Origin of the sequence: Saccharopolyspora sp. 7B (genome assembly GCF_020177435.1) — a bacterium.
In the GTDB taxonomy this organism is placed as follows: domain Bacteria; phylum Actinomycetota; class Actinomycetes; order Mycobacteriales; family Pseudonocardiaceae; genus Saccharopolyspora_C; species Saccharopolyspora_C gregorii.
The window spans coordinates 50,712-66,753 of record NZ_JAIUKC010000030.1; the positions used below are offsets into that span (position 1 = coordinate 50,712).

15 protein-coding genes are annotated in these 16,042 nt (G+C 75.2%); 13 read left to right on the forward strand and 2 right to left on the reverse strand.

Going from position 1 to position 16,042, the window contains the following annotated elements:
- Nucleotides 1-125: 125 nt before the first annotated feature.
- From mftB to mftE, 11 genes are all read left to right on the forward strand, one after another.
- The gene (gene mftB / locus LCD33_RS06275) at nt 126-365 is read left to right on the forward strand and encodes a mycofactocin biosynthesis chaperone MftB (RefSeq protein WP_224966059.1); all 240 of its coding nucleotides are present in this window, start codon (nt 126-128) and stop codon (nt 363-365) included.
- A gap of 22 nt (nt 366-387) precedes the next feature.
- Nucleotides 388-1,590 carry a mycofactocin radical SAM maturase gene (gene mftC / locus LCD33_RS06280; protein WP_224966058.1) on the forward strand — a complete coding sequence of 401 codons (1,203 nt, stop codon included), beginning with the start codon at nt 388-390 and terminating at the stop codon, nt 1,588-1,590.
- 64 nt (nt 1,591-1,654) lie between these two features.
- On the forward strand, nt 1,655-3,589 hold the full coding sequence (locus LCD33_RS06285; RefSeq protein WP_224966057.1) for a mycofactocin system FadH/OYE family oxidoreductase 1: 1,935 nt from the start codon (nt 1,655-1,657) through the stop codon (nt 3,587-3,589).
- Nucleotides 3,586-5,550: a mycofactocin system FadH/OYE family oxidoreductase 2 gene (locus LCD33_RS06290; RefSeq protein WP_224966056.1), complete on the forward strand. Its 1,965-nt coding sequence runs from the start codon at nt 3,586-3,588 to the stop codon at nt 5,548-5,550. The genes LCD33_RS06285 and LCD33_RS06290 overlap by 4 nt, the downstream gene beginning before the upstream one ends.
- Nucleotides 5,547-6,485: a mycofactocin-associated electron transfer flavoprotein alpha subunit gene (locus tag LCD33_RS06295; protein WP_224966055.1), complete on the forward strand. Its 939-nt coding sequence runs from the start codon at nt 5,547-5,549 to the stop codon at nt 6,483-6,485. The genes LCD33_RS06290 and LCD33_RS06295 overlap by 4 nt, the downstream gene beginning before the upstream one ends.
- Nucleotides 6,478-7,836, forward strand: a complete 1,359-nt coding sequence (locus LCD33_RS06300) for an FAD-dependent oxidoreductase (RefSeq protein ID WP_224966054.1) — start codon at nt 6,478-6,480, stop codon at nt 7,834-7,836. Before LCD33_RS06295 ends, LCD33_RS06300 begins: the two co-directional genes overlap by 8 nt.
- Nucleotides 7,837-7,860: 24 nt before the next feature.
- Entirely contained in the window at nt 7,861-8,157 is a 297-nt protein-coding gene (locus LCD33_RS06305; RefSeq protein WP_224955556.1) for a ferredoxin family protein, read from the forward strand.
- A 5-nt stretch (nt 8,158-8,162) separates the two neighbouring features.
- Nucleotides 8,163-9,023: a mycofactocin-associated electron transfer flavoprotein beta subunit gene (locus LCD33_RS06310; protein ID WP_224977612.1), complete on the forward strand. Its 861-nt coding sequence runs from the start codon at nt 8,163-8,165 to the stop codon at nt 9,021-9,023.
- Complete coding sequence (locus LCD33_RS06315; protein WP_224977613.1) at nt 9,016-9,801, forward strand: mycofactocin-coupled SDR family oxidoreductase; 786 nt, start codon at nt 9,016-9,018, stop codon at nt 9,799-9,801. The genes LCD33_RS06310 and LCD33_RS06315 overlap by 8 nt, the downstream gene beginning before the upstream one ends.
- Entirely contained in the window at nt 9,798-11,132 is a 1,335-nt protein-coding gene (gene mftF / locus LCD33_RS06320; protein WP_224977614.1) for a mycofactocin biosynthesis glycosyltransferase MftF, read from the forward strand. The genes LCD33_RS06315 and mftF overlap by 4 nt, the downstream gene beginning before the upstream one ends.
- A complete protein-coding gene (gene mftE / locus LCD33_RS06325; protein ID WP_224966050.1) occupies nt 11,129-11,800 on the forward strand; it encodes a mycofactocin biosynthesis peptidyl-dipeptidase MftE in 672 nt (223 codons plus the stop codon). The genes mftF and mftE overlap by 4 nt, the downstream gene beginning before the upstream one ends.
- Nucleotides 11,801-11,946: 146 nt before the next feature.
- Here mftE and LCD33_RS06330 read toward each other — a convergent pair whose 3' ends face one another.
- Both LCD33_RS06330 and LCD33_RS06335 read right to left on the reverse strand, forming a co-directional pair.
- A complete protein-coding gene (locus LCD33_RS06330; RefSeq protein WP_224955551.1) occupies nt 11,947-12,105 on the reverse strand; it encodes a hypothetical protein in 159 nt (52 codons plus the stop codon).
- Nucleotides 12,106-12,205: 100 nt separating this feature from the next.
- Nucleotides 12,206-13,573 carry a pyridoxal-dependent decarboxylase gene (locus LCD33_RS06335; protein WP_224966049.1) on the reverse strand — a complete coding sequence of 456 codons (1,368 nt, stop codon included), beginning with the start codon at nt 13,571-13,573 and terminating at the stop codon, nt 12,206-12,208.
- 344 nt (nt 13,574-13,917) lie between these two features.
- On the opposite strand from LCD33_RS06335, the gene LCD33_RS06340 reads away from it, so the two are divergent.
- Both LCD33_RS06340 and LCD33_RS06345 read left to right on the forward strand, forming a co-directional pair.
- Nucleotides 13,918-14,076, forward strand: a complete 159-nt coding sequence (locus LCD33_RS06340; RefSeq protein WP_224977615.1) for a hypothetical protein — start codon at nt 13,918-13,920, stop codon at nt 14,074-14,076.
- A gap of 136 nt (nt 14,077-14,212) precedes the next feature.
- Entirely contained in the window at nt 14,213-16,021 is a 1,809-nt protein-coding gene (locus LCD33_RS06345) for an ABC transporter ATP-binding protein (RefSeq protein ID WP_224966048.1), read from the forward strand.
- Nucleotides 16,022-16,042 lie beyond the last annotated feature (21 nt).

Consider the following 16,042-nt stretch of genomic DNA (forward strand, 5'->3'; position numbering starts at 1 on the left):
CGCCCCCCCCCGGCCGGGGGGGGGGGGGCCGCCCGGGGGGGCGGGGGGGGGGGCCCCGGGGGGGTGGGGGGGGGCCACCCCCCCGGGGGGGGGGGGCGGGGTCCCCCCCCGCCCCCCCGCACCGGCTGAGCCCGGCCGTCTCGCTGCGCCCGGAGCGCTTCGGGGCGCTCGTCTACGACTTCACCACGCGGCGGCTGTCGTTCCTGAAGACGCCGGAACTCGTCGCCGTGGTCCGCGAACTGGAGCACCAGCCGGACGTGCACGCCGCGCTCACCGCCGCCGGTGTGCCCGCCGAGCAGCACCCGCGCTACCTGACCGCCCTCGCCGGACTGCGCGAGGCGGGCACCATCCGGCCCCGCGACTGAACCGCCCCGCGAGGAGGCGCACATGCGGCTTGTCGAGCACTTCCAGCACGGCCTGGACTCCCCCATCTGCCTCACCTGGGAACTCACCTACGCGTGCAACCTGTCCTGCGTGCACTGCCTGTCCGCGTCCGGGCGGCGCGACCCGCGCGAGCTGTCCACCGCGGAGTGCAAGGCCGTCCTCGACGAGCTGCAGCGGATGCAGGTGTTCTACGTGAACATCGGCGGCGGCGAGCCGACCGTGCGCGCCGACTTCTGGGAACTCGTCGAGTACGCCGTGGACCACCAGGTGGGGGTCAAGTTCTCCACGAACGGGGTGCGGTTGACGCCGGAGCGGGCGCGGTGGCTGGCGGGCACCGACTACGTGGACGTGCAGCTGTCCCTCGACGGGGCGACCGCGGAGGTCAACGACCGGGTGCGCGGGACGGGCTCCTACGACACGGCGATGGCGGCGATGCGCAACCTGCGCGATGCCGGGTTCCGCGACTTCAAGATCAGCGTCGTGCTGACCAGGGAGAACGTCGACCAGCTGGACCGGTTCCAGGAGATCGCGGACGAGCACGGCGCGCAGCTGCGCCTCACCCGGCTGCGGCCGTCCGGGCGCGGCGCCGACGTGTGGGACGAGCTGCACCCGACCGCCGGGCAGCAGCGGGAGATCTACGACTGGCTCGTCGCGCACGGCGAGGGCGTGCTCACCGGGGATTCGTTCTTCCACCTCAACGCGCTCGGCTCCACGCCGCTGCCGGGGCTGAACCTGTGCGGCGCCGGACGCGTGGTGTGCCTGATCGACCCGATCGGCGACGTCTACGCCTGCCCGTTCGCGATCCACTCCGAATTCCTCGCGGGCAACGTGCGCGAGGACGGCGGATTCGGCGCGGTGTGGCGGGAATCCGAGCTGTTCGAGCGGTTGCGCGCGCCGCAGGCCGGCGGCGCGTGCACGTCCTGCACCGCCTACGACGCGTGCCAGGGCGGGTGCATGGCGGCGAAGTTCTTCACCGGCCTGCCGCTGGACGGGCCGGACCCGGAATGCGTGCTGGGCAACGGGGAACGCGCGCTGGCCGGGGTCGGGGCCGCGGTGCCGAAACCGGACAAGGACCACTCGCACCGCACCGCGCCCCGGCGGCGGCCGGAACCGGTCGCGGTCGGCATCGGCTGGGGCCCGCCGGACGAGCAGCCGGTGCCGGACCGGGCCTGCGACACCAGTCCCCTCGCCGGTTTCCGCCCCTGACCCGAGCGGCCCGGCCGAACCCGGCGGGTCCGGTCACCCGCTTCCCACGGAAGGCTCCCACCACATGAGCGGATCTGCGGTCGGGCTCACCGAGCCGGTGCGGCTCGCCGGGCGCGCGGCGCCGTCCCGGGTGCTGTTCGGGCCGCACGAGACGAACCTCGGCGACGGGCGCGCGCTGTCCGGCGCCCACGCCGCCCACTACGCCGAGCGGGCCGCGGGCGGCGCCGGAGTCGTGGTCACCGAGGTCGCGAGCGCGCACGGTTCGGACTGGCCCTACGAACGCGCCCCGCTGGCCGCCGAGTGCGGTCCGGGCTGGGCGGCGGTCGTGGCGGCCTGCCGGCCGCACGGGACGCTGGTGCTGGCGGGCCTCGGGCACGCGGGCTCGCAGGGTTCGTCGGCGCGGTCGCAGTCGGCGCTGTGGGCGCCGTCGCGGGTCGCGGACGTGGCGAGCCGGGAACTGCCGATGGCGGTGGAACCGCGCGAGATCCGCGCTCTCCTCGCAGGTTTCGCCACCGCCGCCCGGATCGCCGTCGAGTCCGATGTGGACGGTGTGGAGATCGGCGCCGGGCAGTTCTCGCTGCTGCGCCAGTTCTTGTCCGGCCTGACGAACCAGCGCGCCGACGAGTACGGCACCGACCGGTCCCGGCTGCTGCGGGAAGTGCTCGCCGCGGTGCGCGCCGAGCGCGGCGCCGGCCGGGTGCTGGGCCTGCGGCTGTCCTGCGACGAGCTCGCGCCGTGGGCCGGCATCACCCCGGAGCAGGGCGCCGAGCTCGCCGCCGCGCTCGCCCCCGAGGTGGACTACCTGGCCGTGGTGCGCGGTTCCGCGATGGGCACCGCCGCGACCACGCCCGACGCGCACGCGGAACCCGGGTTCAACCGGGAGCTGTGCCGCGCGGTGCGCGAGGCCGTGGCCGGGGCGGCTCCGGTGGTGTTGCAGGGGTCCGTGGTCGATCCGGCGCAGGCGCAGGCCGCGCTGGACGACGGGACGGCGGACCTGGTGGAGATGACGCGCGCCCAGCTCGCGGATCCGGCTCTGGTGCGGAAGGTCCGGGCGGGACGGCGGGTTCGGCCGTGCACGCTCACCAACCAGCAGTGCCGGGTACGCGACGACCGCAATCCGCTGGTGAGCTGCCTCGGCGAACCCCGCACCGGGCACGAGACCACCGATCCGGTCCCGGGCGGCACCGGCGACGGGCGGCCGGTGCTCGTCGCGGGCGGCGGGCCCGCCGGATTGGAGGCCGCACGGGTGCTGGCGCTGCGCGGGCACCCGGTGCGGCTGGTGGAGCGCACCGACCGGCTCGGCGGGATGCTGGCGCTCGCGGCGCTGCTGCCCGGCCGGGGGCGGCTCGGCGCGCTGGTCGACTGGCTCGTCGCGGAGGTCCGGGAGCTCGGCGTCCCGATCACCACCGGCGCGGACGCCCGACCCGAACCGGGGGAATTCCTCGTCGCCGCAACGGGTTCCGCATCCGGACCGCGGCACTACGAGAGCGCCGGAACGGTGCTGGAGGCCGCCGACCTGCTGCGCGCGGTCCGGGACGGGCGGCTCGACCTGGTGGTGCCGGACGGTCCGGTCGCCGTGTTCGACCCGGTCGGCGACGCCACCGGGGTCGCCGTCGCCGAACTCCTCGCCGCCACCGGGCGGGAGGTCTCGATCATCAGCCAGGACCCGGTGATCGGCACCCAGCTCGCCCGCACCGGCGACCTGGCGGACGCGAACGCGCGGTTGCAGCGCGCCGGGGTGGTGCTCGCCAAGCGCAGCGCGCTGCGGGCGGTGCGGCCCGGCGACGTGCTGCTGGCCGACGTGTTCACCGGTGCCGAACGCACCCTGCCCGCCGAGCTCGTCGTGCACTGCGGCCACCGGCTGCCCGACCCCGCTCCGCCGCCGGACTTCGGCACGACCGTCGGCGACCGGGTGGCGCCGCGCACCGCGCACGAAGCCGTCCGGGAAGGCCGGCGCGCCGCGTTCGCCCTGGTCCGCGACCTGGCGGTGCCGGCATGAGCGCCACCGGCCGGTACCGGCACCTGTTCCAGCCGCTGCGGCTCGGGCCGGTCACCGTCGCCAACCGCATCGTGTTCTCCGCCCACCTGACGAACTACGCGGCCGGTGGGCTGCCCACCGAGCAGCACGCCGCCTACTACGCGGCGCGGGCCGCGGGCGGCGCCGGGTTGATCATCACGGAGGAGCACTCCACCCATCCGACCGACTGGCCGTACGAGAAGCTGATCCACGGCTTCCACCCCGAGGTCGTGCCCGGCTACCGGCGGATCACCGACGCGGTGCACGCGCACGGGGTGCCGATCTTCGCGCAGCTCAACCACAACGGCGGGCAGGGCTCCGGGATGTACTCGCGGCTGCCGGTGTGGGCGCCGTCGCCGATCCCGGACCCGCTGTTCCGCGAAGTGCCGAAAGCCGTGGACCACGCCGAGATCGACGAGATCGTCGCCGGGTACGCGACCGTGGCGCGGCACTGCCGGGACGGCGGCTTCGACGGCGTGGAGCTGCAGTGCTCGCACTCGTCGATCGTGCGCGGATTCCTGTCCCCCGCCACGAACGCGCGCACCGACGAGTACGGCGGCGCGCTGCCGAACCGGGCTCGGCTGCTGCTGCGGCTGGTCGCGGCGGTGCGCGCGGCGATCGGGCCCGACCTGGCGCTGGGCGTGCGGTTGTGCGGCGACGAGCTCATCGACGGCGGCACCACCATCGACGAGGCGGTGGCGGTGGCGCGGCTGGTCGAGGCGACCCGCGCCGTGGACTACGTGAACACCTCGATCGGGGTCGCCACCGCCACGCTGCACATGATCGAGGCGTCGATGAGCGTGCCGCCCGGCTACGCCCTGTTCATCCCGAGCGCGCTGCGCAAGGCGGTGGAGCTGCCGGTGGTCGGGGTGGGCCGGTTCAAGGACCCGGTGCAGGCCGACCGCGCGCTGGCCGACGGGCACGCGGACCTGATCGGCGTGGTGCGCGGCCAGATCGCCGACGCGGACTTCGCCGCCAAGGCGCGCTCCGGGCACGCCGCCGACATCCGCACCTGCCTGTCCTGCAACCAGGAGTGCGTCGGCCGGATGGGCCTGAACCGCTGGCTCGGCTGCATCGAGAACCCCCGCACCGGCAAGGAATCCGTGCCGCTGCCGTCACCTCGCGCCGCGAAGCGGGTCGTGGTCGTCGGCGGTGGTCCGGGCGGGTTGCAGGCCGCGGCGACGGCCGCGCAGCGCGGGCACCGGGTGACGCTGCTGGAGCGCCGCTCCACCACCGGCGGGCAGGTCGCGGTGGCGGCGAGCGTGCCGCAGCGCGCCGAATTCCTCGACGTGGTGCGGAATTCGCTCGCCGAGTGCCGCCGGTACGGCGTCGAGGTCCGCACCGGGGAGCACGCCACCGCCGAGTCGCTGCGCGCGCTGCGACCCGACGTGGTGGTCCTGGCGACGGGCGCGCGGCCGCAGCGCCCGCACTGGGCAGGCGACCTGGCGCGCGTGGTGGACGTGCGGGACGTGCTGGAGGGACGCGCGGCGCCGTCCGGGCAGGTGCTGGTGGTGGACGAGCTCGGGTTCCACCAGGCGACCTCGGTGGCCGAGCTGCTCGCGGACCGGGGCTGCGCGGTGCGGATCAGCACCCCCGGGATGGTCGTCGGCCAGGACCTCGGCATCACGCTGGACCTGGAGTCGTTCGCGGTGCGCGCCGCCGCCAAGCGCATCGAGCAGACCACCGACGAGGTGGTGCTCGACGCCTCCGCCGCGGACGACGGCCGGGTGCGGGTGCAGCTGCTCAAGCACACCACCGGCGCGAGCGGCGCGGAGGTGTTCGACTGGGTGGTGTGCGCGACGCACCAGGAGCCCGAAGAGGAGCTGTGGCTGGAGCTGTCCGCGTCCGGCGAGCTGCCCGTCCACCGGGTCGGTGACTGCGTGGCGCCGCGGCGGGCGCATGCGGCGGTGCTGGAAGGACATCGGGCGGCGGTGGCGCTGTGAAGGGGGAGGTGGTCGCGGTGCTGGTCGTGCGGGACGGCAGGCCGCCGGTGGGCGGGGACGAGGCCGTCGCGGAGGCCGGTGGCGCCGCGGTGCTGGTCGGTTCCGGCTGCCGCCGGGCGGTCGTGGAGCTGCCGACGCTGCGCCGGGCGTGGTGCGCGGAGGCCGGGGACTTCGCGCCGGGCGCGTACGCCGCCGCGCTCGCGCCGCTGCTGGCGGAGGTGCCGCGGGTGGTGCTGCCGGGTTCGCCGGACGGCCGGGACCTCGCGCCCCGGCTGGCGGCCGCGCTGGACCGGCCGCTGCTGGCGGGGGCCACCCGCACCGACGCGGCGGGCACGGACCTGGTGCGCTGGGACGGCAGGCTCACCGCGACCGTCCGCACCCCGGCGCGCTGCGTGGTGTCGCTGGTGCCCGGGGTGCGCGGGGCACTGCCCGCGGGCGAGCCCCCCGAGGTGTCCGATGTGGACGTTCTGCTTCCGCCGGTTCCGGACGCGGAGGTGCTGGAGGTGCTGGAACCGGATCCGGCGACCGCCGAGCTCGGCGAGGCGCGTCGGCTGCTGGGCGCCGGGGCGGGGCTCGCCCGCGGAGACCTGACCGGGCCGGAATCGGTGGCGCTGCTGGAAGAACTCGCCGCCGCCCTCGGCGCCTCCGTCGGAGCGACCCGCGTGGTCACCGACGCCGGGTGGACCGCTCCCGGGAGGCAGATCGGCACCACCGGTGCCGTGGTGTCCCCCGAGCTGTACCTGGCCTTCGGGGTGTCCGGCGCCGCCCAGCACCTCGGCGGGCTCGACGCACCCGGGCACGTGGTGTCGGTGAACACCGACGCCAGCTGTCCCATGACCGCGATGGCCGATCTCGGCCTCGTCACCGACGCGCAACGGCTGCTCGCCGAACTGGTGCGCAGGCTCGCCCGGATCGAGGAGGAGCACCATGTCTGACCGCGGTGCGGGGCCGTCCACCGCCGCCGTGCCGATACCGCGGCCGCAGCGCTACGACTTCGACGCCATCGTCGTCGGCGCCGGACCGGCCGGATCGGCCGCCGCGCTGGAACTGGCCCGCGCCGGGCGGAGCGTGGCGCTGCTGGAACGCGGACCGTTCCCCGGTTCGAAGAACGTCTACGGCGGCGTCGTCTACGGACGGGTCCTCGACGGGCTGATCCCCGGCTGGCAGCAGGAGATGCCGGTGCAGCGGTGGGTGACCCGCAGGCAGACGATGGTGCTGTCCGGGGAGCGCTCGCTGACCGTCGACTTCCGCAACGAGAACTGGGGCCGGGCACCGCACAACGGCGCCACCACGCACCGCGCCGAGTTCGACCCGTGGCTCGCCGAGCACGCGCAGCGGGCCGGGGCGGTGCTGGTGCCGTCCACGGTGGCGGTGTCGCTGCTGCGGACCGCCGACGGTGCCGTGCACGGGGTGCGCACCGACCGGCCGGACGGCGACCTCACCGCGCGGGTCGTGCTGGCCTGCGACGGGGTGAACTCGTTCCTGGCGAAGCAGGCCGGTCTGCTCGGCGGCGACCAGGCCTCGCACACCACCCTCGGTGTGAAGGAGACGCTGGCGCTGCCGCGCGGGGTCATCGACGAGCGCTTCGGCGTCACCGGCAGCGGCGGCGTGGACGTGGAGATGCTCGGCTGCACCGGGAAGGTGCCCGGCGGCGGATTCCTCTACACCAACGCGGAATCGGTGAGCATCGGCCTCGTCCTCGGCCTGCGCGGGCTCGCGCGGGCGAAGGTGCGCCCGGAGCACCTGCTGGCCGAGCTGAAACGGCACCCGTCGATCGCGCCGCTGGTGCGCGGCGGCGAACTCGTCGAGTACTCCGCGCACCTCATCCCCGAAGGCGGCTACCGGACGATGCCGCCGCTGATCGCCGACGGGCTGCTGCTGGCCGGGGACGCGGCCGGGATGTGCCTGGCGGCGGGGATCTGGCTGGAGGGCGTGAACTTCGCGCTCGGCTCCGGCATGTGCGCGGGCCGCGCCGCGGCCACCGCGCTCGCCACCGGCGACACCTCGGCGGCCGGTCTCGCCGGGTACCGCTCCGCGCTGCGGAGCTCCTTCGTGCTCGCCGACCACGAGCGGCTGCGCGACGCGCCGGGGCTCGTGCTGTCCGAGCGGATGCAGCAGCGGTATCCCGGCCTGCTGTGCGACTTCGTCGAATCCGTGTTCGCGGTGGACAACCCGCGGCCGAAACCCGGGTTCCGCGCGTTGCTGCGCCGGGCCGCGAAGCGCAACGGGGTGCGGATGCGGGACCTCGCCAAGGACGCGCTCACCGGCTTGCGGACCTTCGGCTGATCGGACGGGAAGGAAGGGACGGCGATGGTCGATCCGTACCACGACATCTCCTTCGAGGAGCGGATGTCCCACGTGGACTTCCGGGTGTCCGGGCAACCGCACATCGCGGTGGACACCGAGGTGTGCCGCTCCTGCACGACCCGCGCGTGCGTGACCGCGTGCCCGGCGAACCTGTTCGTGCCCACCGACGACGGCGGCATCCTGTTCAACTACGAGCAGTGCTTCGAGTGCGGCACCTGCTACCAGGTGTGCGACGAGAGCGGCGCCATCACCTGGGAGTACCCGGCGGGCGGGCACGGCGTCGTGTTCCGGAAGGGGTGAGCGGGATGTTCGTGGTGGTGGCGCTGCGCTGGGTGGACGAGCGGGCCGAGGTGGATCCGCTGTCCGGCCGAGTGCGGACGTCGGACCGGTCCGCGGGCGCCTCCGCCGCGGACGCGGCGGCGCTGGAGCTGGGCCTGCGGCTGGCCGGGTTCACCGGCGGCCGGTGCGCGGCGGTGAGCCTCGCCCCGGCGGGCGCGGACGAGCTGCTGCGCGCGGCGCTGGCCTCCGGCGCGGACGAGGTGCTGCGGGTCGAACCGGCCGGGGAACCCGATCCGCGGGCCGCCGATTCCGGCGCGGGCACGGCGGTGGCGCTCGCCGCCGCGGTCCGCGAGCGGTTCGGCGCGCCCGACCTGGTGCTCACCGGGGACCACTCGCCGGACCGCGGGACCGGTGCCACCCCGGCGCTGCTGGCCGCCGAGTTCGGCTGCGCGCAGGCGCTCGGCCTGGTGTCCCTCGACACCGAACCCGCCGCCGACGGCCGGTTGCGGGCACTGCGCAGGCTGGACCGGGGGCGCCGGGAGCGGCTGGCGGTGCCGCTGCCCGCCGTGTGCTCGGTGGAGGCCGCCGGGGTGCGCCCGCGCACCGCCGCGCTCCCCGCCGTGCTGGCGGCGCGTTCCGCCGAGGTCCCGGTCGTCGCGGCCCGCGCCACCGCGGACCCGCCACCGCTCACCGCCGCGCACGGCTACCGGCCGCGCGCCAAGGAACTGCCCGCGCCCGCCGGGGCCGATCCGCTGCGGCGGCTGCGGGAGCTGACCGGCGTCGGCCAGCGGTCCGACCCGCCACGCGTGGTGGTCACCGACGACCCGGCGGAAGCCGCCGACGAGCTGCTGGCATTCCTGCGCGCCGAGGGTCACCTCGATGGCTGAGCGGGTGGCGGTGGTGACCGGCGCGGCCCGCGGCATCGGGGCGGCGGTGGTGCGGCGGCTCGCCGAGCACGGCTGGCGGGTGGTGGCGGTGGACCGCTGCGCCGACGACCCCCGGGTGCCCTACCCGCTGGGCACCACCGAGCAGCTGGCCGAGCTCGCCGCCGAGCACCCGGGCGCCGTGCTCGACGTGGCCGCCGACGTGCAGGACCCGCGGGCGCTGCGCGACGCGGTCGCCCTCGCCGAGCAGCGCTTCGGCGGCCTGGACGCTGCCGTCGCCGCCGCGGCGCTCATGGCGGGCGGGCGCCCGTTCTGGGAGGCCGACGAGTCCGAGTGGGCGGCGTCGTTCTCCGTCGGCGTGGACGGCACCGCGCACCTGGCGCGCGCCGCCGTGCCCGCGCTGCTGCGCCGTCCCGAGCCGCGGACCGGGCGGTTCGTGGCGCTGGCCTCCGCGGCCGCGCACACCGGGCTGTGGCGGCTCACCTCCTACAACGCGGCCAAGCACGCCGTGCTGGGGCTGGTGCGGGGGCTGGCGACCGACCTGCGCGGCACCGGGATCTGCGCCACCGCCGTCTCCCCCGGCTCGACGCGCACCGAGATGCTGCGGGCCACCGCCGAGATCTACGGTCTGTCCGATGTGGACGAATTCGCGGAGCACCAGCTCACCGAACGGATCTTGGAGCCCGACGAGGTGGCGGCCGTGGTCGAATTCCTGTGCTCGCCCGCTTCGTCCGCGATCACCGGCACCGCGGTGCACGCCGACGGCGGGTTCACCGCATGAGCGCACCGGTCCCCCCGGGCACGCGGCTGGTGCCGGACCCGTCGCTGCGGCGCGCCCGCGACGGGCAGGTGCTGCTGGGCGGCTCCCCGGTGCGGCTGCTGCGGGTGGGGGCGCGCGCCGCGCGGCTGGTGGACCGGTGGTTCGCGGGCGAACCGGTGCGGGAGGGCGGCGCGCTGGCGCGGCGGCTGCTGGATTCCGGGCTCGCCCACCCGGAGCCGCCCGCGGGCGAGCTGGGGCCCGCCGACGTGACGCTGGTGGTGCCGGTGAAGGACGATCCGGCCGGCCTGGCGCGGGTGCTGGCCGCGACCGCCGAACTGCCGCACCGGATCGTCGTCGACGACGGCTCGCAGGAGCCCGCCGCCGAGCTCCGGCATCCGGTCGCGCGCGGGCCCGCGGCCGCCCGCAACACCGGCTGGCGGCGGGCGCGCACCGAACTCGTCGCGTTCCTCGACGCCGACGTGCTGCCCGAACCGGGGTGGCTCGCGCCGCTGCTGCGCCAGTTCACCGATCCCGCCGTGCACGCGGTGGCGCCCCGCGCCCGCGGCGCCGCGGGCGGCGGGGCGATCGCCTGCTACGAGGCCGACCGCGGCGGGCTCGACCTCGGGGCGCTGCCCGCGGGCGTGCGGCCGATGAGCCGGGTCGGCTACGTGCCCAGCGCCGCGCTCGTGGTGCGCCGGGCCGCGCTGGCCGAGCTCGGCGGGTTCGACGAGGCGCTGCGCTTCGGCGAGGACGTGGACCTGGTGTGGCGGATCGTCGACTCCGGCGCGGTGGTGCGCTACGTGCCCGGGTCGGTGGTGCGGCACCGGCCGCGCAGCGGGTTGCGGTCCTGGCTGCGGCAGCGCTTCGACTACGGCACCTCCGCCGCCCCGCTGGCCCGCCGCCACCCGGGCAGGCTCTGCTGCGCCCGGCTGTCGCCGTGGAGCGCGGCGTCCTGGGCGGCGCTGGTGGCGGGGCGGCCGGTGCTGGCCGCGGGGTTAGCGACGGGCAGCGCCGCCGTGCTGCCGCGGAAGCTGCGGGCGCACGGCGTGCCGGACCGGGAGGCGTGGCGGCTGGCGGTGCGCGGGCACCTCGGCGCGGGGCGGCTGCTGGCGGAGGCGGCGCGGCGCGCCTGGTTCCCGCTGCTACTGGTCTCGCGGCGGAGCCGCGCGGTGCTGCTGGTGGCGGCGCTGCCCTGCGCGTGGGAGGCGCTGCGGCACCGGCGCGGACCCGGCTGGTTCGCGCTGCGGCTGCTCGACGACCTCGCCTACGGGTGCGGGGTGTGGGCCGGGTGCGCGCGGGAGCGGTGCGCGGCGCCGCTGCTGCCGCGGTTCACCGGGAGGACGACGCGATGAGCCTGGGCGCGCTGCGCTGGACCGAACTCGACGACGCCGCGCGGGTGCTGGCGATCCCGCTCGGTGCCACCGAGCAGCACGGGCCGCACCTGCCGCTGCGCACCGACACCGCCATCGCCGAAGCGCTCTGCGCCCGGCTGGCCCGGCGGCTGCCGGAGGTCGTCGTCGGCCCGGCCGTGCCCTACGGCGCCAGCGGGGAGCACGCCGCCTTCCCCGGCACGCTCTCCATCGGGCACGAGGCGCTGTGGCTGCTGCTGGTGGAGCTGGTGCGGTCCGCGGACCGGTTCACCGGGGTGGTGCTGGTGAACGGGCACGGCGGCAACCTGCCCACAGTGCACCGGGCCGCCGAGCAGCTGCGCGGCGAGGGCAGGCGCGTGCTGGCGTGGTGCCCGGACGGGCCGGCCGACGACAGCCACGCCGGACGCACCGAGACCTCCGCGATGCTGCACCTGCATCCGGGCGAGGTCACCCTCCCGGACGCCGCCGCGGGCTGCACCGAACCGCTGCCCCGGATCATCGACCGGTTGCGCGGCGGCGGAGTCCGCGCCGTGAGCCCCAACGGCGTCCTAGGCGACCCCGCGGGCGCGACCGCCGCTGAGGGCGCGGTCCTCCTCGCCCGGTGGACCGAGGCCCTCACCACCGCGGTGACCCGCTGGCTGATCGGCTGAGCCCTGCGCTCGTCCGGACCGCCGGCTGGACCCCAGCCCGACACGTCGACGCCCACCCGCCCGGCGTGCGCGGACTGGTGGGCCGTCGACTCGTGGAGATCGTCCGGTGAGCGGGCCGCCCGTTCGGAGCGGATCGCCCACCCGGATCAGCGCGGTGCGGGGACGGTGCGGCCGCGCTGGGGTTCGGGGTTCCCGCCGTGCAGGAAGCGGTGGCGGGCGTCGGCGATCCGGCGGGACTCGTCCCACATGGTGTGCAGGAACTCCGGGCGAACCCTCCTGGCGCGGACGGACGAACGAGTGGACATGGGACCCCCGGTTTCGATCAACGTGGCACGGTGCGGCGCCCGTCCGGTCATCCGGCGAGCGCCCCACCCGGGTGCCCGGTCACCCGGCGGAGCAAACCGCTCACTCCGCGGCGCGCCGGACGAGCGCCTCCAGATCGGTGTGGCAGCGGCGGATCCAGTGCTCGTGCTCCGGTTTCAGCAGCACGCTGCGCAGCACCCGCGCGGTCGGCACGTCGGCGCGCAGCCGGTGGCCGCGCCGCGCCAGGTCGGCCGCGGTGACCTCCATCGCCGCCAAGTGCACGGCTTCGCCGGGCTCGGCGCGCATCCCGCCGTGCAGCACCCGCTGGGTGCGCTCGTCCAGCGCGGCCATGCCGGGCGCGGCGGGCACGATGCCGAGCACGTCGAGCTCCGGCCGCTGGTACGCGGACAGCACCGTCGAGTCCGCCAGCAGCTCCGCCCAGCCCAGCGCGGCCCGCCTGCCCGCGCGCAGCACCCGGCCGAGGCCGTCCGGCGTGGGCGGCAGCACCCGCAGCGTCAGCCACAGCGCGGCAGCGGCGGCCCCGGATCGGGAGCATTCCAGGGAGATCTCGCCCAGGTGCGGTTCCGCTGAGGTGAAGTACGTCCACGGCGACTCGTGCCGGTAGTACCGCTCCACCGCGGGGTCCGCGAACAGCACCGCCCCGCACCCGTAGGGCTGCAGGCCGTGCTTGTGCGGGTCCACCACCACCGAGTCGCACTCGGCGATGGCGCGGAACGGCGCGGCGGCCACCCCGTCCGGCGCGTCGTCGGCGATGAGCGCGAAGAACCCGCCGCAGGCCGCGTCGATGTGGATCCGGAAGTCGTGCCGCCACCGCAGGTCCAGCACCTCGTGGATCGGGTCGACGGCACCGAGCCCGGTGGTCCCGGCGGTGAGCACCACGGTCCCGATGTCCTGGTCCCCCAGCAGCGAATCCAGCGCCGCCACGTCGATCCGCCCTACCGCGTCCACCGGGATCGGCACCGAGCGCACGCCCAGCAGACGGCACATCCGGGCGTGCGTGTAGTGCGCGTCCGCGCTGTGCGCGATGGCCGCTCCGGGCCGGGTTTCCCTTGCCACGTAGAGGGATTCGAGGTTCGCGATGGTGCCGCTGCCGGTGAGGTGGCCCAGCGCGCCCGGCATCCCCAGCATCGCCGCGAGCCGGTCCACCGCCTCCCGCTCCAGCCCGGTGGTGGCCGGGCCCCCGTCGAGCGCGTGGTTGTTCGGGTTCAGCAGCATCGCCGCCAGGTAGCCGACGACGGCCGCCGGGTGCGGCGGCTTGATCAGCTGTCCGAGGTAGCGGGGGTGGTGGAACGGGTAGGTGCCGCGCAACCGGTCGAGCAGTTCGGCGAACGCGGGGCCGAACTCCTCGTCGGGCACGACGGCGTCCGGGTGCGGCGCGAACTCGCCGAATTCCCGTTGCCACGCAACGATCTCGGCCACCGCCCGGTCCACCCACGCGCGCAGGTCCATCCGCTCCTCCTCGTGTCCGGCGCCCCACAAGGAACCACGCGCGAGCGGGTGCGGCCAGCACCGCGGGAAAGCAGAACCCGTTGGTTCAGCGGGAAATCAGGGTCGATAGTCCTCTGTGCAAGCTCGGTGACATGGCGTTTACTCGTTGTCAGGTCGGGTTGTTCCGCCACATGGGGGGCACCTACCTTTCGGAAAGCCACTGGAGGAGTGCGCCGATCTCCGGGCCCGGCCCGGGCGGCATCACCAGCGGTCCGATGTCCAACGACGACACCGACCGACGAGCGGAATGTCGACGATGACGTTCTTCTCCGGGGGAAGTCGGCAATGCGGAAAGGTGCATGGCGATGGGCAAAGGCAGCAGCGTTTTCGTGTACGTGAACAACAACCGCCGCCGCAAGCACGGCTGGGGCAACGGTTGGGGCCACGGCTGGGGCTGGGGTCACGGCTGGGGCTGGGGCCACGGTTGGGGACACGGCTGGGGCCACGGCTGCGGCTGCAAGTAACAGCTTGGCTCAACGTCCGGGTGACGCCCGCACCTTCCCTGGTGCGGGCGTCACGCCCGTCGGCAACAGGGGGTAAGTCGTGCGGGGACCGATTCGGTGGTTGTTCGATCCACCGGTCGCCGAAGAGGCGGGTTTGGTGGAGACCGCGCCATCGATCGGGGTGCGGGAGGTGTTCCGGCGGTTCTGGCCGGACGCGCGACCGTTCCGCTGGTACATGGTGCTCAGCTTGGGGTTGGTGCTGGTGTCGCCGCTGCTGGACGCGGCGGCGATCTGGTTGTTCAAGGTCCTCATCGACGACGTGCTGACGCCGCGGGACTTCTCGCTGTTCCCGCTGGTGGCCGTCGCGTACGCGGGGATCACGATCGTGATGGGCGTCGTCGGGTTCGGCGAGAGCTACCTGACGGTGTGGATCGGTGAGCACTTCCTGAACCGCTTGCGGATCCGGGTGTTCACCCACCTGCACACGTTGTCGGTGGACTTCTTCGACCGGCGCAGGCTCGGCGACACGCTGAGCAGGCTCACCACCGACGTGGCGTCCATCGAGAGCCTGGTGCTGTCGGGCATCACGCAGACGGTGGCGTCGCTGGTGAAGATCGTGGTGTTCGCCGGGGTGCTGTTCTACCTGGACTGGCGGCTCACGGTGGTGGCGCTGCTGGTCGTCCCGCTGTTCCTGGCGGTGGCGCGGTTCTTCGCGATGCGCATCAAGTCGGCGTCCCGGGAGGTCGCCGGCCGCACCGGGTCGATCGGCACGGTCGCGGAGGAAAGCCTCGGCAACGCCCCGCTGATCCAGGCCTACGGCCGCGAGTCCGCGGAGGTGCGGCGGTTCACCCGGCAGAGCCGGTCCAGCCTGTCCGCGGAGCTGTCCGCGGCCCGCATCGGCGGCCTGTTCGAGCCGCTGGTGGACCTGCTGGAAGTGCTGGCGATCATGGCGATCGTCGGCGTCGGCATCTGGGAGCTGGCGTCCGGCCGGATCACCCTCGGCGGGCTGCTGGCGTTCCTGGTGTACCTGTCGCAGCTGTACTCGCCGGTGAGCAACCTCGGCCAGCTCTCGAACGTGATCTACGGGGCGGCGGCGAGCGCGGAACGCATCCTGGAGCTGTTCGACCAGCGCCCGCACGTGCCCGCCCCGCGGAACCCGAAGCGGCTGGACCGGGTGCGCGGCGCGGTGCGGCTGGACCGGGTCGGGTTCCACTACCCGGACACCGCCGACGAGGTGCTGCACGACGTGGACCTCACCGCGGAGCCCGGGGAACGCGTCGCCGTCGTCGGCGCCAGCGGCGCGGGGAAGTCGACGTTGACGAAGCTGCTGCTGCGGTTCTACGACCCGGACCGCGGCAGCATCTCGCTGGACGGCGCGGACCTGCGCGAGCTGGACCCGAAGGAGCTGCGCTCGCACATCGCGATCGTGCTGCAGGAGACGCTGCTGCTGGACGGCACGATCGAGGACAACATCCGCGCGGGCAAACCGGATGCGGACCGCGCGGAACTGGTGGACGCCGCGCGCGCCGCCGACGCGCACGACTTCATCGCCGCGCTGCCCGACGGGTACGAGACGCGCGTCGGACAGCGCGGCAGGTTGCTCTCCGGCGGGCAGCGCCAGCGCATCGCGATCGCCCGCGCGATGATCCGGGACGCGCCGATCCTGCTGCTGGACGAGCCGACCGCGAGCCTGGACGCCGAGGCGGGGCAACGGATCCTCGGCCCGCTGAACCGGTTGATGGCGGGGCGGACCACGATCGTCATCTCGCACAACCTGCTCACCGTCACCGACGCGGACAAGATCCTCTACTTGGACCACGGCCGGGTCACCGGCCTCGGCACGCATTCGGAGCTGCTGGCGGGCAACAACGGCTACGCGCACCTCTACCACCTGCACCACCCGTCGGAGGAAGTGGTGCACGGCGCGCCCGCGCAGCGCAACGGCGGGACGCGGGAGCACACGTGACAGCGCAACGACAACCGGGCG

Bases quoted from the DNA above. Each gene is read 5' to 3' on its own strand.
- mftC (WP_224966058.1), top strand. From the start codon at position 388: ATGCGGCTTGTCGAGCACTTCCAGCACGGCCTGGACTCCCCCATCTGC.
- LCD33_RS06285 (WP_224966057.1), top strand. From the start codon at position 1,655: ATGAGCGGATCTGCGGTCGGGCTCACCGAGCCGGTGCGGCTCGCCGGG.
- LCD33_RS06290 (WP_224966056.1), top strand. From the start codon at position 3,586: ATGAGCGCCACCGGCCGGTACCGGCACCTGTTCCAGCCGCTGCGGCTC.
- LCD33_RS06300 (WP_224966054.1), top strand. From the start codon at position 6,478: ATGTCTGACCGCGGTGCGGGGCCGTCCACCGCCGCCGTGCCGATACCG.
- LCD33_RS06305 (WP_224955556.1), top strand. From the start codon at position 7,861: ATGGTCGATCCGTACCACGACATCTCCTTCGAGGAGCGGATGTCCCAC.
- LCD33_RS06310 (WP_224977612.1), top strand. From the start codon at position 8,163: ATGTTCGTGGTGGTGGCGCTGCGCTGGGTGGACGAGCGGGCCGAGGTG.
- LCD33_RS06315 (WP_224977613.1), top strand. From the start codon at position 9,016: ATGGCTGAGCGGGTGGCGGTGGTGACCGGCGCGGCCCGCGGCATCGGG.
- mftF (WP_224977614.1), top strand. From the start codon at position 9,798: ATGAGCGCACCGGTCCCCCCGGGCACGCGGCTGGTGCCGGACCCGTCG.
- mftE (WP_224966050.1), top strand. From the start codon at position 11,129: ATGAGCCTGGGCGCGCTGCGCTGGACCGAACTCGACGACGCCGCGCGG.
- LCD33_RS06330 (WP_224955551.1), bottom strand. From the start codon at position 12,105: ATGTCCACTCGTTCGTCCGTCCGCGCCAGGAGGGTTCGCCCGGAGTTC.
- LCD33_RS06335 (WP_224966049.1), bottom strand. From the start codon at position 13,573: ATGGACCTGCGCGCGTGGGTGGACCGGGCGGTGGCCGAGATCGTTGCG.
- LCD33_RS06340 (WP_224977615.1), top strand. From the start codon at position 13,918: ATGGGCAAAGGCAGCAGCGTTTTCGTGTACGTGAACAACAACCGCCGC.